Source organism: Bradyrhizobium sp. STM 3562 (genome assembly GCF_045571435.1).
Classification (GTDB): Bacteria; Pseudomonadota; Alphaproteobacteria; order Rhizobiales; family Xanthobacteraceae; genus Bradyrhizobium.
Window position 1 is genome coordinate 4,670,082 of sequence record NZ_CP120694.1, and the last position, 21,025, is coordinate 4,691,106.

The window sequence follows — 21,025 nt, forward strand, 5'->3', positions numbered from 1 at the left end:
CTTCAGTGCCCCTTTGACGAGCGAGGTGTGGTCGTGCCGACATCCGTGGGACGTTCGAGCTCAGCCTCGAACATGTCGAGGATACGGCCAAGCGCTTCCTCCTCGCTATAGTCGCTCTCGCGCGCATAGGCGCGCGCTGCGTGGCGGGCGATGTCGACGAGCAGGAGGCCCCACATGTCCGGCTCCTCGAAAGCGCGGGTGAAGGCGATGGAGAGGCCGCCGTCGAGCACGAAGGCGCGCAACACCTCGGTGGCGTCCTCACGGCCGATGACGTCTGGAGGTAGGGGCTGCTCCTTGGGGCCGGGCATGGCGCGGCTCACCGATAACAGACGGCTTTGGCGGCCTGAACCACCTCTGCGGCCGAAGGCAGCGCGAGCTTTTCAAGATTAGCCGCATAGGGCATCGGCACGTCCTTGCCGGAGACGCGCAGCACCGGCGCATCCAGATAATCGAAAGCGTGCTCCATGATGCGTGCGGCGATCTCGGCGCCGACGCCGTTCTGCTGCCAGCCCTCTTCCACCGTGACCGCGCGCCCGGTCTTCTTCACGGACTCGACGATGGTCTCGGTATCCAGCGGGCGCAGCGTGCGCACGTCCACGACTTCGGCCTCTATCCCTTCCTTGGCGAGTTCCTCGGCCGCCTTCAGCGCGTAGGTCATGCCCATCGACCAGGAGATGATGGTGACGTGGCTGCCCTGTCGCGCGACGCGCGCCTTGCCGATCGGAACGACGTAGTCGTCGAGCTTCGGTACCTCGCCGGAATGGCCGTAGAGCACTTCGTTCTCGAGGAAGACCACCGGATTGGGATCGCGGATCGCGGCTTTCAGAAGGCCCTTGTAATCGGCGGCAGAGAACGGCGCGATCACCTTCAGGCCCGGAATCTGCGAATACCAGGCGGAATAATCCTGGCTGTGCTGGGCGGCGACGCGGGCGGCGGCGCCGTTCGGCCCGCGGAACACGATCGAGCAGCCCATCTGTCCGCCGGACATATAGAGCGTCTTGGCGGCCGAGTTGATGAGCTGATCCATCGCCTGCATGGCGAAGTTGAAGGTCATGAACTCGACGATCGGCTTCAGGCCGGCCATCGCCGCACCAATGCCGACGCCCGCGAACCCGTGCTCGGTGATCGGCGTGTCGATCACGCGCCGCGCGCCGAACTCCTGCAGCAACCCCTGCGTCACCTTGTAGGCGCCCTGATATTCCGCGACCTCTTCGCCTATGATGAATACGTCAGGATCGCGCCGCATCTCTTCGGCCATGGCATCGCGCAGCGCCTCGCGGATGGTCATCGTGACCATTTCGGTGCCGGCGGGCACTTCCGGTTCGGGGACGGCAACGGCCTGAGGTGCGGCCGGAGCTGCGGGCGAGACAGGCGCCTCCTTCTTGGCCTCGGCAGGCGGCGCGGATTCCGCGGCCTTCTGCTGCTTTGCGGGTGGCGCCGCCTTGGCGAGGTCCGCGGCGCTTTCGCCGTCGGCGAGGATGGTGGCGATCGGCGTGTTGACCGCGACGTCCGCGGTACCTTCCGGGATCAGGATCTTGCCGAGCGTGCCCTCATCGGTCGCCTCGACTTCCATCGTCGCTTTGTCGGTCTCGATCTCGGCGATGACGTCACCGGACTTGATCGGCTCGCCTTCCTTTTTCAGCCATTTGGCGAGGTTGCCCTTTTCCATGGTGGGCGACAGCGCAGGCATCAGCACTTGAATGGGCATGGTAACTCCGGATGGGCTTCGCGTGCGCTTAATCAGCGATAGACGTCGGTGTAAAGCTCGGATGCATCGGGCTCGGGATCGTGCTGGGCGAAGTCGGCCGCTGCGTTGACGATCTCACGAACCTCGGCGTCGATTGCCTTCAGCTCGTCCTCGCTGACCTTCGCCGCCAACAGACGGTTGCGGACCTGCTCGATCGGATCGTGCTCGTGGCGGACTTTCTCGACCTCCTCGCGCGTTCGATATTTGGCGGGATCGGACATCGAGTGGCCACGATAACGGTAGGTCTGCATCTCGAGGATGTAGGGCCCCTTGCCGGCGCGGCACCAGGCGATCGCCTTGTCGCCGGCGGCCTTGACCGCGCGGACGTCCATGCCGTCCACCTGCTCGCCCGGGATATTGAAGGAGGCGCCGCGCTTGGAGAAATCGGATTGCGCGGAGGCCCGCGTCACCGAGGTGCCCATAGCGTAACGATTGTTCTCGATGACATAGACAACCGGCAGTTTCCAAAGCTCCGCCATGTTGAAGCTTTCGTAGACCTGGCCTTGGTTGGCCGCGCCGTCGCCGAAATAAGTGATGCTCACGAAGTCGTTGCCGCGATAGCGATTCGCAAAAGCGAGCCCGGTGCCGAGTGACACCTGAGCGCCGACGATGCCATGGCCGCCGAAGAAGTTCTTCTCCATGCTGAACATGTGCATGGACCCGCCTTTGCCCTTGGAATAGCCGCCACGGCGTCCCGTCAGCTCAGCCATGACGCCCTTGGGGTCCATGCCGCAGGCGAGCATGTGTCCATGGTCCCGGTATCCGGTGATGACCTCATCGCCCAGCTTCAGGGCCATCTGCATCCCGACCACGACGGCTTCCTGGCCGATGTAGAGGTGGCAGAAGCCACCGATCGCACCCATGCCGTAGAGCTGGCCGGCCTTTTCCTCAAAGCGCCGGATCAGGAGCATGTCCCGCAGCGCCCTCAGTTCCTGTTCTTTTGTGAACTCCGCGACCGCGCCCTCTCCTTTTTCCGCGTTCAGTTCTTTTGCAGCGCTTTTCTTGGGTGCGGCCATGGCGATTCCGGCTTCAGGGGGAGAATGGATGCGCCCTCTCTAACCCAACTCAAACCGGCGTGGAAGGATTGCCGTGCTGCGGCAAAAGTTTTGCTATGCCGCAGTGCAGCGCAGATGAAAGTTTTGAAAAGACTCCCGCCCGCTTGCGATATTCAATTGCTCAGAAGGGCGGCAGATCGCAAAGCCGTGACGCGCTTGCTCCGGCCCTGCTCTCAGGCGAGCCACCGCCGCGCGATTTGGAGCGCATGGTCAACAAAGAGAAAAAGCCGGCGGTACCGCGCTCTCGCGCCGTACCGCCGGACTCAAGTCTGGGGAGAAAACTCCGGGGATGAAGCAATGGGGTCTTAGAAGAAGCCCAGCTTCTTCGGGCTGTAGCTGACCAGGAGGTTCTTGGTCTGCTGATAGTGATCGAGCATCATCTTGTGCGTCTCGCGTCCGATGCCCGACTGCTTGTAGCCGCCGAAGGCTGCATGCGCCGGATAGGCGTGGTAGCAGTTCGTCCAGACTCGCCCCGCCTGGATCGCGCGACCGAAGCGGTAGCAGCGATTGGCATCGCGGCTCCAGACGCCAGCGCCCAAGCCGTAGAGCGTGTCGTTGGCGATCGAAAGCGCCTCCTCGTCCGTCTTGAACGTCGTAACCGAAACCACCGGCCCAAAGATCTCTTCCTGGAAGATGCGCATCCGGTTATTGCCCTGGAACACCGTGGGCTGGACATAAAAGCCGCCGGCGAGATCGCCGCCGAGCTGTGCGCGCTTGCCGCCGGCCAGCAGCTTCGCCCCCTCCTGTCGACCGATGTCGATGTAGGAGAGGATCTTTTCGAGCTGCTCGTTGGAGGCCTGCGCCCCGATCATGGTCGCTGGATTGCGCGGATCGTCCTGCTTGATCGCCGCGACGCGGCCGAGCGCCCGCTCCATGAACTTGTCGAAGATGTCTTCGTGCACCAGCGCCCGGCTTGGGCAGGTGCAGACTTCGCCCTGGTTGAGCGCGAACATCACAAAGCCTTCGATCGCCTTGTCGAAGAAGTCGTCGTACTCGGCGGCGACGTCCTTGAAGAAGATGTTGGGCGATTTGCCGCCGAGTTCGAGCGTCACCGGGATCAGGTTCTGACTGGCATACTGCATGATCAGCCGCCCCGTGGTGGTCTCGCCGGTGAACGCGATCTTGGCGATGCGCGGGCTCGAGGCGAGCGGTTTGCCGGCTTCCAGGCCGAAGCCGTTGACGATGTTGATGACGCCGGGCGGCAAGAGATCGGCGACGAGCTCGATCCAGACCATGATCGATGCCGGCGTCTGTTCGGCGGGCTTGAGCACGACGCAATTGCCGGCCGCGAGCGCCGGCGCGAGTTTCCAGCACGCCATCAGCAGCGGGAAGTTCCAGGGGATGATCTGGCCGACCACACCCAGCGGCTCGTGGAAGTGATAGGCCACGGTGTCCTGATCAATCTCGGCCAGAGTGCCCTCTTGCCCGCGCACCACGCCGGCAAAGTAGCGGAAGTGGTCGATGGCCAGCGGCAGGTCGGCGGCGCGGGTCTCGCGGATCGGCTTGCCGTTATCCCAGGTCTCGGCCACCGCAAGGCGCTCGAGATTGGCCTCCATGCGGTCGGCGATGCGGTTGAGAATGATGGCGCGCTCGACGACGCTGGTCTTGCTCCAGGCGTCCTTCGCCGCATGGGCCGCATCGAGTGCGGCCTCGACGTCCTGCGCATCCGAGCGCGCGATCCTGCAGACGACATGGCCGGTCACCGGCGAGATGTTGTCGAAATATTTGCCCGAATGCGGCGCGACCCATTTGCCGCCGATGAAATTGTCGTAGCGCTCAGCGAAGGGCGCCGTGGTCGTCGTCAGAAATTCCGGCTTGTTCATGGCGTGTCTACTCCCGCTGTTTTGTTGCATCGTTCGTCGCCTTGCGACGTGGCGAATGGTCTCGCGGGAGGCCGTAAATGTCAGCCCGGGTGCAACGGCCGACGGCTGAAACTGTCGCAGATTTGCGACAGTTTCGCGCGCGCTCATCCATCGGAGGAGAAAGCGCGGGCTACTGGACCCCGCGTTTTCGCGGAGTATGTCGGGAAAGCCTGAGGCCGCTCAATCTGGCTTGAGGCCGAACCGCTTCAGCTTGCGGTGGAGCGTTGCGCGGCTGACGCCGAGCGCCTTGGCCGCGGCCGAAACATTGCCGCGGGCCCGCAGCAACGCGCGTTGCAATACACCGCGCTCGCTATCGCTGAATTGCTCAAGCCCCGCGCCCACGCCGCCCAGGAGATCGGCCGCCGGGATCGGCTGAAACGCGCGGTCGGGCGCAACACCCAATGCGGCACGCGCCGAGCGCGTGGCGCCTATCACGAGATCGTCGGCATCGACCGCAAGCAGTCCTCCGCCATGACCATCGAATGCGGGCACCAGCACAATTCTCGCCTTCGGGAAGGCTGCCCTGAACATATCGGCTTCAATGCGGCGCGCCGCTTCTCCAACCGCAAGCGTGATCAGATCTGTGAATGCCTCGGTGCGGTCGGCGCGGCAGGAGGAGACATCGAGCACGCCGGCGAGCTTCGCGTCCTGATCGTAGATCGGTGCGGCCGTGCAGCTCAGCAGCGTGTTGCGGGTGAAGAAATGCTGGTCGCGATCGATCGTCAGCGGCCGCCTTTCGACCAGACAGGTGCCGATGCCGTTGGTGCCTTCGTGCTCCTCGCTCCAGATCGCGCCGGTCCACAGGCCCCAGGACTCGAAGGTGGCGTCGTCGGCCGGAGAGCCGCGGCGCTCGACGGGCACACCATCCTGTGCCGCGAGCAGAACGCAGCATCCCGCCGCGCCGACCGCCTGGTAAAGCCGATCCATGACCGGCCGGGCTGCTTGCAACAGTGGGGCGGCTTTCTCCCGCGCCCGACCGAGTTCGGCTTCGGTCAGTCTCAGCGGTGGCCGGCTGCCGGCGGGATCGAGCTGATGGAATCGGGACGAACGGCACCATGATGCCACCACGGCAGATTTGGCTGCATGGCCTGATGCGATCGCAGCCTCGACCAACGCCGCGTGATGCGCAAGCTGGCGCTCTTTCATCGCGTTTGGCGTTCCTCCCAAGAGCTCCTTCGAAAGACAATTGCTAGGGCAGCCCCGCGCGGCACCATTTGATCTGGGTCAAATTCGGTACCGACGGACAAATCCAAATCTATCACAGCCTGCCGGAAATCGAGTCCGAATGAGCAGGCACGCATCCTGACCCGACATCCCCGCGCAAACGGCCTTGCCGTTTGCCGCTGGAGGTGCTCGCCAGTTTACTTCGGATGGTTCGTCCGCACCAGATCATGCGGATTGACATAGTCAAGCTGGTAGCGGGCGCGCTCGTCCAGCATGTCCGGATCGACCCGGTCCGAGCGCAACAACGAGACGCGCTTCTCGCCCTCCGCCCGCTCCTGCTTCAATCGCGCAAGCTCCGACGTCAGCGCGATGATCTCCTGGTCGAGTTCCTGTCGCGCATTGAGGCCGTAACGACCGGTATAGGCGTTGACCCAGAAATAGCCGATCATGGCAGCGGCCATGGTGTAGAGGGCAAGACCGGTCAGGAAGGATTTGAGGCGTGCGCGGGAGACCATGCGCGACAGCATGCGGCGGTCCGGTTAACGGACCGCTAAGGATACCGCCGCGCTTGTCGGGCACCTCTTACTTGTTGTGCTTCTCGACGTGGGCCGCGAACGCGGCGATATATTGCTGCAGCACCGTCTTCAGCGACTCCTTCACCAGTTCGCCCTTCTCGTCGAAGGCATCGCCCACGCCGTTCAGATAGATTTCCGGCTGTTGCAGGATCGGCCCCGAGATGCCCGGCAGGATGTTCTGCAAATGCTTGGCCGCGCTGACGCCGCCAAGCGGTCCGGGCGAGCTGGAGATGATGCCGGTCGGCTTACCATTGAACGAGCTTTTACCATAGGGACGCGATCCGACATCGATCGCGTTCTTCAGAACGCCCGGGATCGAACGATTATATTCCGGCGTCACGAACAGCACGCCATTCGACTTCTGCAGCTTTTCGCGGAAGGCGAGCCAATCGGCCGGCGGATTCGCCTCGAGATCCTGGTTGAAGAAGGAGATGCCGGCCGGCGTGATCACCTCGAGCTTGAGCGTTGCGGGGGCGAGCTTCGCCAAGGCATTGGCGATCTTCAGCGAAAAGCTCTCTTTGCGCAGGCTGCCGACGAGGGCGACGATCTGGTGGGCCATAGAAATTTCCTTCTCGGAGGTTGAGGAACCGGCTGGGCCGCGCACTTAAACCGGCCGATCAGGAACATGCAAGTGCATGGACCGAGCAATTTCAGAAACGCAGCGTTTGCAAAACTGCGCCGTTGTAACGAGAAGCGGGCCGCCTCGGGAAGGCAGCCCGCCCAGATCCGCAAACCGCGGTGAGGATCAGATCGACAAACGACGTATGTCCTGGCGTCCTTGTCCCACCACACCGCCAGGACGCCATTCATCCGGCCTTGTGCGGATTGATCAGGAATTTCTCGCCGGTGGCGCGCTTGGCGTAAAGATCGACATTGGACAGGTCGAGCGCCTCGGACAATGACACGGTCTTGGTGTAATGGCTGGCGAAGGTGGTCTTGAGCTCGCTCGCCACGCGCCCGCGCAGCTTCTGTATTCCATCCGGCCCGATTTTCATCAGGAAGGGAAACAGCAGCCAGCCGCCGACGCCCCAGGCCATGCCAAAGCCGCGATGCAATTCGATCGGCCCGGGATCGAGGCTGCCATAGACATAGACCTGCTTGTGCACGTTCGAGCCGTAGCGGCTGTAGGCTTTGGCGTCCCGGTTGATGGCAGCTTCCATGCAGTTGAGGATTTGGCCGGCGAGCTTGCCGCCGCCGATCGCGTCGAAGGCGAGCGTCGCTCCTGTTACATGCAGGGCGTTGGTCAAATCATCCACGAAGCTCGGCGAGGATGAGTCCACCACATATTTTGCGCCGATCTTGCGCAAAATCTCCGCCTGTTCCGGCTTGCGCACGATGTTGACCAGGGGAATGCCGTCCTTGAGGCAAATCTTGTTGAGCATCTGCCCGAGATTGGAGGCGGCCGCGGTGTGCACCAGCGCCTTGTGCCCTTCCCGCCGCATGGTCTCGGTCATGCCGAGCGCGGTGAACGGATTGACGAACCAGGATGCACCTTCGGCCGCCGTCGTCCCGGCCGGCAAGGCCATGCAGTCGCTGACCTTGATGCAGCGATATTGTGCATACATGGCGCCGCCGATCATCGATACGGTCTTGCCCATCAGCGCTTTCGCCGCATCCGACGAGCCGGTCCTGATCACGACGCCGGCGCCCTCATTGCCGACCGGCATGGATTGATCGAGCCGCGCCGCCATTGCCGTCATAGCCGCTTGCGGGACTTTTGCCGTGATCGCCGGCCGCTCCTTGCCGCCGGACGTCTTTGCTGTCGTAAGGTCGGCGGCGCCGATCAGAAGCCCGATGTCGGAGGGGTTGATCGGCGTTGCCTCGATGCGGACGACGACTTCGTCCGGACCGGGGTCGGGAGTCGGCACTTCGGCCAACGAAATCTCGAGTTCGCCGGAGCTCTTGATCAACGAGCGTAGCTGCAGCCCGGTCTCACCTTCGGACGCCATCGAATCCTCCCTGCTTCATGTTTGGTCGCCTTCAATTAAGTTTGAAGGCAACCGCCAGCAAGGGGGCAAGTGGCGCGTCCCAGTCCCGGCCGTAGCGGTGACCGCGGAATCAGACGATCAGCACGTCATGCGCGGTGAGCGGCGCCGTAACCCCGGCGAGCGTCACGGACGCGCCGTGGCCGAGGTCGATGACGGTGTCGTGCCCGACGACCTCTACGGAAAGATGCGCGAAATCGCTCGCCGTCGTCGACGATATTTCGAGAACGTCGTGCCCCAGAGCATCGCCGACCTTGAAATTGTTGATGACGTCATGTGCGGCCGGCTGGGTCTGGGTGAAGACGAAATTATCGCCGCTTGCGCTGTTCATCACATCATTGCCCGCCGTCGATGTCAGCGTGACGCCCGGCGTGTAGGCCGTCATGGTGTGCGAACCGTCCTTGTTGTCGAACGTGGTCGCGACCGTGTGTCCCGACGGATCAATGACATCGTGCCGCGCCGAATAGGCTTGTCCCGTGATACCGTAAGTGTCCACCGTGCGGCTGCCATCGAGATGTCGGCTCGTCTGCTCGGCAAGGCTGCCGTCTGCCGCATAGTTCGACTGCACGAAGGTGCCATCGGTTTGCGTGATGGTTTGCTGCGTCAGTTGCCCGGGGCCGTCATACTGATCCGACGTCGTGATACCGCTCGCATCGACCGTCTGCTTGTCAAGCAGCGAGCCGTCGCCGCGATACTGCTCGATTAGCAGGCTGTGGCCCGAAGCATCGTTGAACACGTGCTGCGACGTGTAGTCCTTGCCGACAATTCCGTAGGTGTAAATGTCGCGCGAGCCATCAGCATGCCGCTGGGTTTCGCCGGTCAGCGTGCCGTCCGATGCGTAAGTGGACTGCACGACCGAGCCGTCCGCTTGCGCGACGGTTTCCTGCGTGAGGTGGCCGGAAGCGTCATATTGATCCAGCGTCTTGACGCCGCTTGCATCGACGGTCTGCTTGTCAAGCAGCGAGCCATCGCTACGATACTGCTCGACCAGCGTGCTGTGGCCGGACGCATCGGTCGCGACATGCTGTGAGGTGTAGTCCTGGCCGGCGATGCCGTAGGTATCGATCTGCCGGGAGCCGTCCGAGGCACGCTCGGTCTCGCCTGTGAGCGCGCCGCTGGTGTTGAAATTGAATTGATCGTAGGAGCCGTCGGCGTGGCGGATGGCGAATTGCAGCAGATGACCCGCATCATCGTAGCTATCGGTGCTGACCGAACCATCGCTGTTGACGACCTGCTTGAACGCCAACTGGTCGTTGCCGAAGAAGCGCTCGATCAACGTGGTCGCGCCGCCGGCGCTGATCGTATCGTGCTCGGCAACGTAAGCTTTGCCGGTGATGTCGGAGACGTAGAGATCGCGTGAGCCGTCCGTATGGCGAATGGTCTCCGTCGTCGTGCCTCCTGCGGTGGCCGCGATCTGGACGGAGTCGCCGGGATCGGTTGTCGTTGCCAGATTGCCGACGTTGACGGCGGTATCGGCAAACTGCAGGGACTGGATGTTCGTCAGATGATCGACGACGCCGGAGGCGTTGTCTGTGACGATCGTCTCATTGCCGGCAAAGCTGATGCTGTAATCGCCGAGATTCCCTTGGAAAACAGCCGTATTGGTCCCGCCGCCGCCATCGATCGTGTCGTTGCCGGCGCCGACATAGACCACGTCATTTCCCGCCCCGCCGTAGACCGTATCGTTGGCGGTCGCATCGCCGACAAACCAGTCCTGATGGCTCGTGGTGTCGAAATGGATGGTGCGGACGTAGAGGTCGAAGGTGCCGGGACTGCTCGCATTGGTGGCATCGCTTGGGCTCAGGGCGACGCCATTGATGGAGAAATCCTTCACATGCAGCGCGCGCCCCGACGTAGCATTCAGCAACGCGATATCGACGCTGTTGACCGCGCCGACCGTGGAATTGTCGAAGGTGACGGTATACGTCTGGTAGCCCGACGGATCGGTAGCGGGCGTGAATTCGAAAACGCCGGACACCGGCTGCCCGTTGACGAGAATTTGCGCCTGCGCGCCGACGCCGTTCACCACCGAGCCCCAGCCGGTCAGCGTGATCGTCGTGGTCTGCAGCGGAGCCAACGTCGTCGGCCCGGCGTGGATGGTGTTGTCGCCGTCTCCGACGTGGATGACCTTGTCGCCCAGATTGGCGTTGATCACATTGTTGCTGTCGCCGACATCGATGGTACCGGCAATCGGCGTCGCGTTGACCGTCAGGCTCGGGATAGAGCCCTGGTCATGGAAATATTGCGAGACCAAGGTCTCGGCGGGCTTGCCCATCGGCGAGAAGCCGGTGGTGTTGTACTGATTATTGAGATCCCACTGCCAGAGCTCGACGCCCTTCAGCCAGCTCCCGCCATGAGTGGCCCAGACCTGGAAGAACGCGTTGTAGGCATCCGCCTGCGCGTTCGCGTCGGCCGTGACGTTGGTGCTCAGCGACGACGGCGAAATCGCGGTGCCCTCGATGCTGCGATAACCCATCTCCGTCATCAGCACCGGCTTGTTGTACTGTTCGGAGAGCGAGTGCAGAAAATCGACCGGCGACTTGTATTCGAACGCGGCCGCGTAATAGGGATTGTAGGGAACCTCGGTCCAGGCATGGATGAGATCCTGAACTGTCGGTGTCTCGCTCGAGGTCAGCGGCGGATATGTGTTCACACCGATGGTGTCGACCTGATCCCAGAACGAGACGTGCGACGCCTCGTCGGTCGCCGCGGCGTAGGTAATTTCTCCGTGATACACTTGGCGGACCGCGGCAATGATGTCGGTCCAATAAGAGCGATATTGCGCGCCCGTCAGGCTCCCCATCTCGTTGCCGATCGCAAAGGTCGCGACGCCGCCCTCCTGGGCAATAGTGGCAAGATGGACGATTTCCGCCTTGTAGTTGGCAAAGAAGGTCGCAACATCCGACGGCGCGAGGCTGTAGGTCGACGATCCGTCCAGCGGCGAAATCGCCGCCTTGAACACGACTGACAGCCCCGCGGCTTCGGCGGCCTGAAAGCCTGCCAGCAGGCTTGCATCGCTTTCCGTCTTTTGGGGCTGGGCAAACACATCGTTGCTGGTGTGGCTGTCCGTCCAGATGCGGACGGTCAGCTCGACCGAGTTCGAGCCGAGCGATGCGATGGTCTGAAAGGCCTGATTGGCTGAAGCGCTGGAGAATTGTCCGTTCCACTCGGACAATGCACCGAAGCCTTGAACGTCGAAGAGATTTGCCACGCGAGGATTCCGTCCTTGGCCCCGACGAAGCCTAAGCTCCCTCGTTGTCGTTTCTCTGACGGTTACCGCGAAGCGTTACGTTCACCTTAAAGAGACTGGGTTCCGCGCGAATTTCGAAAAGCGGTGGATCGCAAGAGCACGACCCTCCTTTCGATTCCAAGCGTGCCCAATCTCTTTGCAGTTCCGCGTACGGAACTGCAGGTTCGATCAGCGCATTGGATCTACGGCATCGGAGAGGCGGTCGCCATCCGGTAAACCCCGTCGTTTCGTCTTCAAACAAAACGATGCGCCGATGGTTTCTATTTTGTTTTACATCTTTTACGCGAGCGCGCGCAGCGCCGCCTTGCCGGCGTACTTCGCCTGCTTGCCCAATTCCTGCTCAATGCGCAGCAACTGATTGTATTTCGACGTGCGATCGGAGCGCGCAAGTGAGCCGGTCTTGATCTGACCGCAATTGGTGGCGACGGCGAGATCGGCGATGGTCGAGTCTTCGGTTTCGCCGGAGCGATGCGACATCACAGCGGTGTAGCCGGCCTTGAATGCCAATTCGACGGCGGCGAGTGTTTCGGTCAACGTGCCGATCTGGTTGACCTTGATCAGGATGGAATTGGCGCGGCCGTTTTTGATGCCGTCAGCGAGGCGGTTCACATTCGTGACAAACAGATCGTCGCCGACAAGCTGGCACTTGCCGCCGATCATGTCGGTCAGTTCCTTCCAGCCCTCCATGTCGTCTTCCGACATGCCGTCCTCGATCGAGACGATCGGATAGCGCGAGACGAGATCGGCGAGATACTTGGCCTGCTCGGAGCGCGAGCGGGTCTTGTTCTCGCCGCCATAGACATAATTGCCGTCCTTGAAGAACTCGGTGGCCGCGCAGTCCAGCGCCAGCATCACGTCCTGGCCCGCCTTGTAGCCGGCCTTGCCGATCGCGCTCATCACGAACTCGAGCGCGGCATCCGCCGACGGCAGGTTGGGCGCGAAGCCGCCCTCGTCGCCAACATTGGTGTTGTGGCCGGCCTTCTTCAGCTCCCCGCGCAGCGTATGGAAGATTTCCGAGCCGCAGCGCAGCGCGTCGGCGAAGGTCGCTGCGCCCACCGGCATGATCATGAACTCCTGGAAGTCGATCGGGTTGTCAGCATGCACGCCGCCATTGACGATGTTCATCATCGGCACCGGCAAAGTCCGCGCCGAGGTGCCGCCGACATAGCGGTAGAGCGGCATGTCGAAGGATGCCGCCGCGGCCTTGGCGCAGGCGAGCGAGACGCCGAGGATCGCATTGGCACCCAGCCTGCTCTTGTTCGGCGTGCCGTCCAGATCGATCATGGTCTGGTCGATCAGAACCTGCTGCTCGACCTCCATATCGGCGAGCGCCTCGAAGATCTCGCCATTGACGGCGGCGACCGCCTTCTGCACGCCCTTGCCGAGGTAGCGCGCCTTGTCGCCGTCCCGCAACTCCACCGCCTCATGCGCGCCGGTGGAGGCCCCCGACGGCACGGCGGCGCGCCCGAGCGAGCCGTCCTCCAGCACCACGTCCACTTCGACGGTGGGATTGCCGCGGCTGTCGAGAATTTCGCGGCCGATGATGTCGACGATAGCGGTCATGATTGCCTCGTTTGGATGCTGGACCTTGGGATTGGCGAGCTTCTAGCGCAACGCATCGGAGCGGAAAAGGTCGCGTGACGTGGCGGAGCGGATTGGTTAAGAGGGGCCCATGTCCAAAAAGCCCAACAAACCGGCAAATTTCGCCGGCCTGCAGCTTGGCCGCGCCGTGGAATGGCCCCACTCTCCGGAGGAGGCCAAGCTCGACCGCGTACCCAATCCGCAAAGCGACACCGATTACCTGGTGCGTTTCACCGTGCCGGAGTTCACCTCGATCTGCCCGGTCACGGGCCAGCCGGACTTCGCGCATCTCGTGATCGATTACGCGCCTGGCCAATGGCTCCTGGAATCGAAATCACTGAAGCTTTATGTCGCAAGCTTCCGTAATCATGGCGCTTTCCACGAAGATTGCACGGTCATGATCGGAAAGCGGATATCAGCCGAAATCAAGCCGAAATGGCTGCGCATCGGCGGTTACTGGTATCCGCGCGGTGGCATCCCGATCGACGTGTTCTGGCAGGCCGGCAAACTGCCAAGGGGACTCTGGGTTCCGGATCAGGGCGTCGCGCCCTATCGCGGGCGGGGTTGAGGCGCAGCGGATGAGTTGAGCGTTAGGGCCTGACGTCGGGTCTGCCGGCAGCATCTGCCGGCGTACGGGGCCGCAGGAGTCGCGCGCAAATCAAGCCGAGCACGACCATGATAGCGGCCGCCGTCGACAGCACCGGCAGCTTACCGGCGTGCTGCAGGCCGAAGCCATAGGCGATCGGCCCGGCGGTTTGCCCCATGAAAAAGAAGAACGAATGCAGCGCCATTGCGGTGGCGCGGGCTTCGACCGAGAGCTCGCTGGCGAACACCTGCAGGCAGCCGTGGATCATGTAAAAGCCCCAACCCATCGCCAGCAGGTTGAGGAACTGGATTTTCCACCCCGGCCCAAAGGCGAGCGCGACGAGCTGCAAGGCCACGAGGCTCGCACCCGCGATCATCATCCCCTTCACGCCAAGCCTCGGCAGGAAGTGCGACACGGTCAGCGTATAAAACAGCCCGCCGACCGCGAATCCCGCGATCACGATCCCGGCGATGGACAGCGAGGTCACGCCGAGATCCATCAAAAACGCGGCGATGAACGGAAACAGCCCCAACACGCAACAGCCCTCGATGAAGACGGCCGAAAAACAGATCCGCGCGTTCGGATTGCTGAAGATGGTGCGATAGCCCTGTTTGAGCGATGAGAGATTGGTCTTGGGCGGATGGGTCAACGCGGCGCCGCGAAAGCCGGCGGCGACCACCATCGATGCAAGCAGGACGAGCGCGCCAAGCACGGCAAGCACGCCGCGCCAACCCAGGAAATCGCCGATCAGGCCCGAGACGGAGGCTCCCAGCAGATTGCCGGTCATCGACCCTGCAAGCGTGCGTCCGATCGCGACCTGCCGCTTGTCCGGCGCGACAAGGTCGCTGGTCAGGCCGAGCGCCACCGGAAACACGCCGCCTGAGCCGATGCCGGCGAGAATGCGCGTGGCGAAAAACAGCAGAAACGAATTCGATAGCGCGCCCAATATGCTGGCCACGCCCAGCAGCGCCAGGCAGCCGATCATCAGCCGCGCTTTGCCGAACAGGTCGGCGGCCGCCCCGAGCACGGGCTGCACCAGCGCATAGGTGAGTGCGAAGGCGGAGGCAAAGCTTGCTGCAGTCGCGATGCTGATCGAAAACTCGTCCGCGACATGCGGCAGCACCGGATCGAGCGCGCGCGCCGAGAGGCTTGCCGCAAAGCTGGTCAGGGCGATGATGTTGATTGCCGCCGGCAGGCCTTGATCGTGCGGTGTCCGCTGGACGGTCTGATGCATTACGCTGGCTTGCTTCGCTCTGGCTTGGCCTTGGCCAGCGCATCGAAACCCATCAGGCGCCGCAACAGGCCTTCGAACGCGTTGAGCGGCACCATGTTGGGACCATCGGAGGGCGCGTGGTCGGGGTCGGGATGGGTCTCGATGAAGACGCCGGCGACGCCGACCGCCACCGCGGCCCGCGCCAGCACCGGCACGAATTCACGCTCGCCACCCGATGAGGTCCCCTTCCCGCCCGGTTGCTGCACCGAATGGGTGGCATCGAAGATGACGGGCGCGCCGGTGGTGCGCGCCATGATCGGCAGCGCGCGCATATCGGAGATGAGCGTGTTGTAGCCGAAGGAGGCGCCGCGCTCGGTCACCAGCACGTCCGTATTGCCGGCGCCCGTGATCTTCGCGACCACATTGGCCATGTCCCAGGGCGCAAGGAACTGGCCCTTCTTGACGTTGACGACCTTTCCGGTCGCAGCCGCCGCGAGCAGGAGGTCGGTCTGCCGGCACAGAAAGGCTGGGATCTGCAGGACGTCGACCGCTTCGGCCACTTCCGCGCATTGGGCCGCCTCGTGCACGTCCGTGAGCACGGGCAAGCCGAGCGAGGCGCGGATTTCGGCGAAGATCGGCAGCGCCTGTGTCAGCCCGATGCCACGGGCGGCGGAGGCACTGGTGCGGTTGGCCTTGTCGAACGAGGTCTTGTAGACGAGGCCGATTCCGAGCCGGGCGGCGATCTCCTTCAGCGCGGACGCCACTTCCAGGGCATGCGCACGGCTTTCGAGCTGGCAGGGGCCGGCAATGACCGAGAGCGGCAGGGCATTGCCGAATTTGACCGAGCCAACCGTGACGACCGGTGCTGCCGAATGTTTGACGTCCAAGATATCGATCCTTAATCAGGCCCTGCGGCCGATCACCTGCGCTGTTACTTCACCGCGGAGAATGCGGTCGGCACCAAGAGCTGGTTCACGATGTTGCCCACGATCTGGCCATCGGCTTCGGTCTTGGCGCGTGCCTCGATCCATTCCGGATCGGTCTGGAATGCGGTCCATTTCTTGTCGCGCTCCGCCAGAGATTCCCAGGCCAATAGATAAGTCAGTTCCTGGTTCGATTCCCCGATCAGCGTCGTAAAAAAGCCGGCCTGCTTGATGCCGTGCTTCTCCCATAGCTTGAGCGTGATCGTCTCGAAGCGCTTGAGCAGCGCCGGCAGCCGGCCGGGCAGGCAACGATAGACACGCATTTCGTAGATCATGGTTTCGCTCCCCTTTTTGAGCGCGCGTTTATAGCGATTGAATTGGGCCCTGTCTTGAGCCAATCCGGCCCTACGACGCAGCGCGGGTTGCATAGCTGGCTCGCCTCCCCTCGGGAGAAGCTCGCCCTGCGGCCCGATGTCCTGGATAGCCCGATACCACGCAATGCTGCCGCAATGTTGCTAGTGCTAAATGGCTCGTGAGAAGTGGGTCCAGGCGATGCGAATTCTGCTGGTCGAAGATGAGCCGGAAATGGCTGCGGCGCTCGCCACGGCGCTCAGGAACTACGACATGGTGGTCGATCACGTCCCTACGCTCGCCGAGGCGGAGGAGGCTGTCTCCGGCGAGGTGCACGGCGCGGTGCTGCTTGATCGCCAGCTTCCTGACGGCGATGGCCTCGCCTTGATCCCCAAGCTCAGGGCGCGGGCGGACGGCGTCCCCATCATCGTGTTGACGGCCCGCGGCGAACTGGCCGACCGGATTGCTGGCCTGGATCGTGGCGCGGACGATTACCTGGCAAAGCCGTTCGCGATCGAGGAGTTGCTGGCCCGGTTGCGTGCCGTGCTGCGTCGGCCTGCCGGACTGCAGGCGGATGTGATCCGCGCCGGCCGGCTGTCATTCGACTTCGGTCATCGCGAGGCCAGCATCCAGGGCGTCCGCCTCGAGCTGCCGCGCCGTGAACTGCTCGTGCTCGAGACGCTGCTGCGGCGCATGGGCCGCACCGTTCTACGCGCCACGCTGGAACAAGCCGTCTACGGCTTCAGCGACGAGATCCAGTCCAACGCGCTTGACACGCACGTCTCGCGTCTCAGGCGCAAGCTGGCTGAAGCCAATGCCGCGATTGAGATCCACGGCATTCGCGGGGTCGGATACCTGTTGAAACGGCAACCGTGACTCGCTCGCTCCGATCGCGGCTGCTCTTGGGGCTCGTCCCCCTGCAGGCCGCCTTGTTGGCGCTCCTGCTCCTCGTTGTGATCGGAACGTTGTGGCAAGCCGGCTTTCTGCTTGCGCCGCGCGACGAGGATCACGTCATCGACATCGTGCAGCGGGCCGTGGCGCGCGATGGCTCAGGCAGGCTCGTCCTGCAGCCCACGGACGAACTACAGCGACTCCGATCCGAGATTCCCGACCTCTGGCTTCTGGTCAGGGACAGCCAGGGCGGTTCGCTATCGGAAGGCGCGGTGCCGCCGGACATGGCCCAGATCGGGGCCGCCCTCGACCACATCAGCCAGGCGCGCCTCGGCTGGCAGCTCTTCGACGATCCGCGCAAGGCACCGGTGCGGCTGAAGCGCATCGACACCGCGGCCGGAAATTTGCAGATCTTGACGGCGACACAGGGCGACCTATCCGGACGCAAGGCGTTGCTGGCAACCATCCTGGTGTTTCTCGGTCTCGCCCTGCCCGGCTTTCTGCTGATGACGTTGGCAACCTTCATAGCAACGCCGATCGTGGTACGCCGTGCGCTTGCGGGGCTTTCCCTGGTTGCGGATCAGGCCCGACAGATCGATACGCACCAACGCGGCGTGCGGCTGGCGCTGACGCATGTACCGGCCGAGATCGTGCAATTGGTAGCAACCATCAACGATGCTTTGAGCCGCCTCGACGACGGCTATGCGCGTCACCAGCGCTTCGTCGCGGATGCCGCGCATGAGCTGCGTACCCCCATCGCCATCCTGAACACGCGGCTGGAGGCCATGCCGCCGAGTTCGGAACGAACTCGGCTGCTGGAAGATGTGGCGCGCCTTGCCACTCTGGCGGACCAGTTGCTCGACATTCAACGCCTCGAGCAGAACCGAAATTCGTTCGCCCCAGTCGACCTGGTGGCACTCGCGCAACGCGTCGCTGCCGACCTCGCGCCGCTCGCGATTGCAGGCGGATATGAGCTCGCTTTCAACGCCGAGGCCGATCGCATCGAATGCTGCGGTGATGCGAACGCGCTGGAACGGGCTGTAATCAATCTGGTGCAGAATGCGATCCAGCACGGCGGCCGCCAGGGCACGATCAGCATCTGCGTGACGCCGCCCGCGATCATCGAAGTGTCGGATCAGGGGACCGGCATTCCGCCCGAGCACCGCGCGCTGATTTTCGAACCCTTCTATCGTCTGCACCCGCTGAACCGCGGCGCCGGCCTGGGGCTGAACCTGGTGCGCGAAATCGCCCATCTGCACGGCGGCAGCATCACGGTGTTTGATGCGCCATCCAAGGGCGCCTGCTTCCGATTGAGCTTACGGCCGATCCAAGCCGCGCGGTAAGTCGCTCACCGCCGCTCGGCCGCGTGCACGGCAAAGCAAGCACGCCTCCATGCAAGAGCCAACTCGATGCGATGTGCGATCGCCGGGAGCGCGCAATGCTGGCGTAATGCACGGCGCGGAGATTGGGCTCCATCTCGAGCAGGATTCGAGAGCAGACGACTGCCGGAGTTTCCATGTCCCACGATTTCTTCTCGTTCTTTCTTGCCTGGCTGTCGGCCCCTCGCCGGGTCGGCGCGATCGCCCCATCCAGCACGGCGCTCGCCGAGCTCATCACCCGCGAAATCACAGCCGCAAGCGGCCCGATTCTGGAATTGGGACCGGGCACAGGCGTTTTCACCTATCAACTGCTAAGGCGCGGCATCCGGCAGGAGGATTTGACGCTCGTCGAATATGGCTCCGACTTCATGCGCCTCCTGCAACTGCGCTTTCCCGGAGCACGCGTGCTGTGGATGGACGCGGCGCGGCTCGCGGACGAGCGGCTGTTCGATAGCGCGCCGGTCGGCGCGGTCGTCAGCGGTCTGCCGCTCCTCAACATGTCGACCCGCAGGGTGATGTCGATCATTGGCGGCGCGTTCAGCTACCTGCGCCCCGGCGGAGCCTTCTACCAGTTCACCTACGGCATGACTTGCCCGGTGCCGAGACCCGTTCTCGACCGGCTCGGGCTTCGCGCGAAGCTGGTCGATCGCGCAATGCTCAACGTCCCGCCCGCTGCCGTCTACCGATTGACACGGCGACCGCAATGCAGGCTCGTGGCACAAAACAACGACGTGCCACGACGTACCGTCCTCACGACCGGTCCGATCACTGGTTCAGAGATTACACCAGCCGGCTCTGCACGACGGCCGCTTGGATGAAGGACGCGAACAGCGGATGCGGTTCGAACGGCCGGGATTTCAGCTCGGGATGGAATTGCACGCCGATGAACCAGGGATGGTCCTCATATTCGACGATCTCCGGCAGCACGCCGTCGGGCGACAGGCCGGAGAATTTCAACCCGTGCTGCTCCAGCCGGTCCTTGTAGGCCATGTTCACTTCGTAGCGGTGGCGATGCCGCTCGGAAATCTCGGTCGCCCCGCCATAGACCTCAGACACCCGGCTGCCGCGCTTGAGCACCGCGGGATAGGCCCCTAGCCGCATGGTGCCGCCGAGGTCGCCATTCCTGGCCCGCTTTTCCAGCTCGTTGCCGCGCAGCCACTCGGTCATCAGGCCGACCAGCGGCTCGGGCGTCGATCCGAATTCGGTGGAATTGGCCTTCTCGATGCCGACCAGATTGCGCGCGGCCTCGATCACGGCCATCTGCATGCCGAAGCAAATGCCGAAATAGGGCACATCGCGCTCGCGCGCGAATTGCGCGGCCTTGATCTTGCCTTCCGCGCCACGCTGGCCGAAGCCGCCGGGGACCAGGATGCCGTTGACGTGTTCGAGAAACGGCGCTGGATCCTCGTTCTCGAACACCTCGCTCTCGATCCAGTCGAGATTGACCTTGACCTTGTTGGCGATGCCGCCGTGCGACAGCGCCTCGATCAGCGACTTATAGGCATCTTTCATCCCGGTATATTTGCCGACGATCGCGATGGTGACGTCGCCTTCCGGATTGCGGACGCGCTCGTTGATAGTGTGCCAGCTCTGCAGCGCCGGCGGAATGCGCGACTCGATGCCGAACGCGGCCAGCACTTCGTCGTCGAGGCCAGCAGCGTGATAGGCCTCGGGCACCGCATAGATGTTGTCGACGTCGCGCGCCTCGATCACGGCGCTCTCGCGCACATTGCAGAACAGGCCAAGCTTGCGCCGCTCCTCCTTCGGGATCGGCCGGTCGGTGCGGCACAACAGGATGTCCGGCTGGATACCGATCGAGCGCAATTCCTTGACCGAATGCTGCGTCGGCTTGGTCTTCAGTTCGCCGGCGCTCGGGATGTAGGGGAGCAGCGTGAGGTGAATGTAGACGGCGTGGTCGCGCGGCAATTCGTTCTTGAGTTGCCGGATCGCCTCGAAGAACGGCAGGCCTTCGATGTCACCGACGGTGCCGCCGATCTCGACCAGCACGAAGTCGTAGCCCTCGTTGCCGTCGAGAATGAATTCCTTGATCGCATTGGTGACGTGCGGCACCACCTGGATGGTGGCGCCGAGATAATCGCCGCGCCGCTCCTTGGTGAGGATGTCCTGGTAGATGCGCCCGGTGGTGATGTTGTCAGCCTTGGTGGCCGGGCGTCCCGTGAAACGCTCGTAATGGCCGAGATCGAGGTCGGTCTCGGCACCATCATCGGTCACGAACACTTCGCCGTGCTGATACGGCGACATCGTTCCGGGATCGAGATTGAGATAGGGATCGAGCTTGCGAAGCCGGACCTTGTAGCCCCGCGCCTGCAGCAGCGCACCGAGTGCCGCTGAAGCAAGCCCCTTGCCGAGCGAGGAGACCACGCCGCCGGTGATGAATATGTACCGCGCCATGGGACTTAACCTTTAACGCCGTTGGCGCGATTCGCCAAAACGAATCGCGCG

18 protein-coding genes are annotated in these 21,025 nt (G+C 63.2%); 4 read left to right on the top strand and 14 right to left on the bottom strand.

Annotated features, from left to right (window positions below; all coding sequences use genetic code 11):
• Nucleotides 1-2 precede the first annotated feature (2 nt).
• The 10 genes from P6U23_RS21705 to eno all read right to left on the bottom strand — a co-directional run bounded on the left by P6U23_RS21705 (nt 3) and on the right by eno (nt 13,201).
• Nucleotides 3-308, bottom strand: a complete 306-nt coding sequence (locus P6U23_RS21705; RefSeq protein ID WP_407174634.1) for a DUF5076 domain-containing protein — start codon at nt 306-308, stop codon at nt 3-5.
• 8 nt (nt 309-316) lie between these two features.
• Nucleotides 317-1,708 (bottom strand): pyruvate dehydrogenase complex E1 component subunit beta, encoded by a 1,392-nt coding sequence (locus P6U23_RS21710; protein ID WP_407174635.1) that lies wholly within the window; start codon nt 1,706-1,708, stop codon nt 317-319.
• Nucleotides 1,709-1,740: 32 nt separating this feature from the next.
• A complete protein-coding gene (gene pdhA / locus P6U23_RS21715) occupies nt 1,741-2,763 on the bottom strand; it encodes a pyruvate dehydrogenase (acetyl-transferring) E1 component subunit alpha (protein ID WP_024506981.1) in 1,023 nt (340 codons plus the stop codon).
• Nucleotides 2,764-3,107: 344 nt separating this feature from the next.
• Nucleotides 3,108-4,625 carry an aldehyde dehydrogenase gene (adh, locus tag P6U23_RS21720; protein WP_407174636.1) on the bottom strand — a complete coding sequence of 506 codons (1,518 nt, stop codon included), beginning with the start codon at nt 4,623-4,625 and terminating at the stop codon, nt 3,108-3,110.
• A gap of 219 nt (nt 4,626-4,844) precedes the next feature.
• On the bottom strand, nt 4,845-5,810 hold the full coding sequence (locus tag P6U23_RS21725) for a GAF domain-containing protein (protein ID WP_407174637.1): 966 nt from the start codon (nt 5,808-5,810) through the stop codon (nt 4,845-4,847).
• Nucleotides 5,811-6,025: 215 nt separating this feature from the next.
• Nucleotides 6,026-6,343 (bottom strand): FtsB family cell division protein, encoded by a 318-nt coding sequence (locus P6U23_RS21730; RefSeq protein WP_407181539.1) that lies wholly within the window; start codon nt 6,341-6,343, stop codon nt 6,026-6,028.
• A 67-nt stretch (nt 6,344-6,410) separates the two neighbouring features.
• Nucleotides 6,411-6,962, bottom strand: a complete 552-nt coding sequence (locus P6U23_RS21735) for an NADPH-dependent FMN reductase (RefSeq protein WP_407174638.1) — start codon at nt 6,960-6,962, stop codon at nt 6,411-6,413.
• Nucleotides 6,963-7,209: 247 nt separating this feature from the next.
• Nucleotides 7,210-8,352 (bottom strand): zinc-binding dehydrogenase, encoded by a 1,143-nt coding sequence (locus P6U23_RS21740; RefSeq protein ID WP_407174639.1) that lies wholly within the window; start codon nt 8,350-8,352, stop codon nt 7,210-7,212.
• 109 nt (nt 8,353-8,461) lie between these two features.
• Complete coding sequence (locus P6U23_RS21745; RefSeq protein WP_407174640.1) at nt 8,462-11,599, bottom strand: glycoside hydrolase family 113; 3,138 nt, start codon at nt 11,597-11,599, stop codon at nt 8,462-8,464.
• Between the two features lie 318 nt (nt 11,600-11,917).
• Nucleotides 11,918-13,201 (bottom strand): phosphopyruvate hydratase, encoded by a 1,284-nt coding sequence (gene eno, locus P6U23_RS21750; RefSeq protein WP_407174641.1) that lies wholly within the window; start codon nt 13,199-13,201, stop codon nt 11,918-11,920.
• Between the two features lie 109 nt (nt 13,202-13,310).
• On the opposite strand from eno, the gene queF reads away from it, so the two are divergent.
• Complete coding sequence (queF, locus tag P6U23_RS21755) at nt 13,311-13,787, top strand: preQ(1) synthase (RefSeq protein ID WP_407174642.1); 477 nt, start codon at nt 13,311-13,313, stop codon at nt 13,785-13,787.
• 22 nt (nt 13,788-13,809) lie between these two features.
• On the opposite strand, the gene P6U23_RS21760 is transcribed toward queF, so the two are convergent.
• Genes P6U23_RS21760 through P6U23_RS21770 form a run of 3 tightly spaced genes read right to left on the bottom strand, consistent with a single transcriptional unit; the run spans nt 13,810 to nt 16,276 of the window.
• On the bottom strand, nt 13,810-15,039 hold the full coding sequence (locus tag P6U23_RS21760) for an MFS transporter (protein ID WP_407174643.1): 1,230 nt from the start codon (nt 15,037-15,039) through the stop codon (nt 13,810-13,812).
• Nucleotides 15,039-15,905: a 3-deoxy-8-phosphooctulonate synthase gene (kdsA, locus tag P6U23_RS21765; protein ID WP_407174644.1), complete on the bottom strand. Its 867-nt coding sequence runs from the start codon at nt 15,903-15,905 to the stop codon at nt 15,039-15,041. Before kdsA ends, P6U23_RS21760 begins: the two co-directional genes overlap by 1 nt.
• A gap of 44 nt (nt 15,906-15,949) precedes the next feature.
• Nucleotides 15,950-16,276 carry an NIPSNAP family protein gene (locus P6U23_RS21770; RefSeq protein WP_407174645.1) on the bottom strand — a complete coding sequence of 109 codons (327 nt, stop codon included), beginning with the start codon at nt 16,274-16,276 and terminating at the stop codon, nt 15,950-15,952.
• A 217-nt stretch (nt 16,277-16,493) separates the two neighbouring features.
• Here P6U23_RS21770 and P6U23_RS21775 point away from each other — a divergent pair, with 217 nt between their 5' ends.
• From P6U23_RS21775 to P6U23_RS21785, 3 genes are all read left to right on the top strand, one after another.
• Nucleotides 16,494-17,168 (top strand): response regulator transcription factor, encoded by a 675-nt coding sequence (locus P6U23_RS21775; RefSeq protein ID WP_407174646.1) that lies wholly within the window; start codon nt 16,494-16,496, stop codon nt 17,166-17,168.
• The gene (locus P6U23_RS21780; RefSeq protein ID WP_407174647.1) at nt 17,165-18,526 is read left to right on the top strand and encodes a sensor histidine kinase; all 1,362 of its coding nucleotides are present in this window, start codon (nt 17,165-17,167) and stop codon (nt 18,524-18,526) included. The genes P6U23_RS21775 and P6U23_RS21780 overlap by 4 nt, the downstream gene beginning before the upstream one ends.
• Nucleotides 18,527-18,699: 173 nt before the next feature.
• A complete protein-coding gene (locus P6U23_RS21785; protein ID WP_407174648.1) occupies nt 18,700-19,380 on the top strand; it encodes a class I SAM-dependent methyltransferase in 681 nt (226 codons plus the stop codon).
• Here the strand turns inward: P6U23_RS21785 and P6U23_RS21790 are convergent.
• Nucleotides 19,343-20,974 (bottom strand): CTP synthase, encoded by a 1,632-nt coding sequence (locus P6U23_RS21790; protein ID WP_407174649.1) that lies wholly within the window; start codon nt 20,972-20,974, stop codon nt 19,343-19,345. The two genes, P6U23_RS21785 and P6U23_RS21790, sit on opposite strands and share 38 nt — an antisense overlap.
• Nucleotides 20,975-21,025: the final 51 nt, after the last annotated feature.

Excerpts from the sequence above, each read along its gene's own strand:
- P6U23_RS21705 (WP_407174634.1), bottom strand. The coding sequence starts at position 308 with ATGCCCGGCCCCAAGGAGCAGCCCCTACCTCCAGACGTCATCGGCCGT.
- P6U23_RS21710 (WP_407174635.1), bottom strand. The coding sequence starts at position 1,708 with ATGCCCATTCAAGTGCTGATGCCTGCGCTGTCGCCCACCATGGAAAAG.
- pdhA (WP_024506981.1), bottom strand. The coding sequence starts at position 2,763 with ATGGCCGCACCCAAGAAAAGCGCTGCAAAAGAACTGAACGCGGAAAAA.
- adh (WP_407174636.1), bottom strand. The coding sequence starts at position 4,625 with ATGAACAAGCCGGAATTTCTGACGACGACCACGGCGCCCTTCGCTGAG.
- P6U23_RS21725 (WP_407174637.1), bottom strand. The coding sequence starts at position 5,810 with ATGAAAGAGCGCCAGCTTGCGCATCACGCGGCGTTGGTCGAGGCTGCG.
- P6U23_RS21730 (WP_407181539.1), bottom strand. The coding sequence starts at position 6,343 with ATGGTCTCCCGCGCACGCCTCAAATCCTTCCTGACCGGTCTTGCCCTC.
- P6U23_RS21735 (WP_407174638.1), bottom strand. The coding sequence starts at position 6,962 with ATGGCCCACCAGATCGTCGCCCTCGTCGGCAGCCTGCGCAAAGAGAGC.
- P6U23_RS21740 (WP_407174639.1), bottom strand. The coding sequence starts at position 8,352 with ATGGCGTCCGAAGGTGAGACCGGGCTGCAGCTACGCTCGTTGATCAAG.
- eno (WP_407174641.1), bottom strand. The coding sequence starts at position 13,201 with ATGACCGCTATCGTCGACATCATCGGCCGCGAAATTCTCGACAGCCGC.
- queF (WP_407174642.1), top strand. The coding sequence starts at position 13,311 with ATGTCCAAAAAGCCCAACAAACCGGCAAATTTCGCCGGCCTGCAGCTT.
- P6U23_RS21760 (WP_407174643.1), bottom strand. The coding sequence starts at position 15,039 with ATGCATCAGACCGTCCAGCGGACACCGCACGATCAAGGCCTGCCGGCG.
- P6U23_RS21770 (WP_407174645.1), bottom strand. The coding sequence starts at position 16,276 with ATGATCTACGAAATGCGTGTCTATCGTTGCCTGCCCGGCCGGCTGCCG.
- P6U23_RS21775 (WP_407174646.1), top strand. The coding sequence starts at position 16,494 with ATGCGAATTCTGCTGGTCGAAGATGAGCCGGAAATGGCTGCGGCGCTC.
- P6U23_RS21785 (WP_407174648.1), top strand. The coding sequence starts at position 18,700 with ATGTCCCACGATTTCTTCTCGTTCTTTCTTGCCTGGCTGTCGGCCCCT.
- P6U23_RS21790 (WP_407174649.1), bottom strand. The coding sequence starts at position 20,974 with ATGGCGCGGTACATATTCATCACCGGCGGCGTGGTCTCCTCGCTCGGC.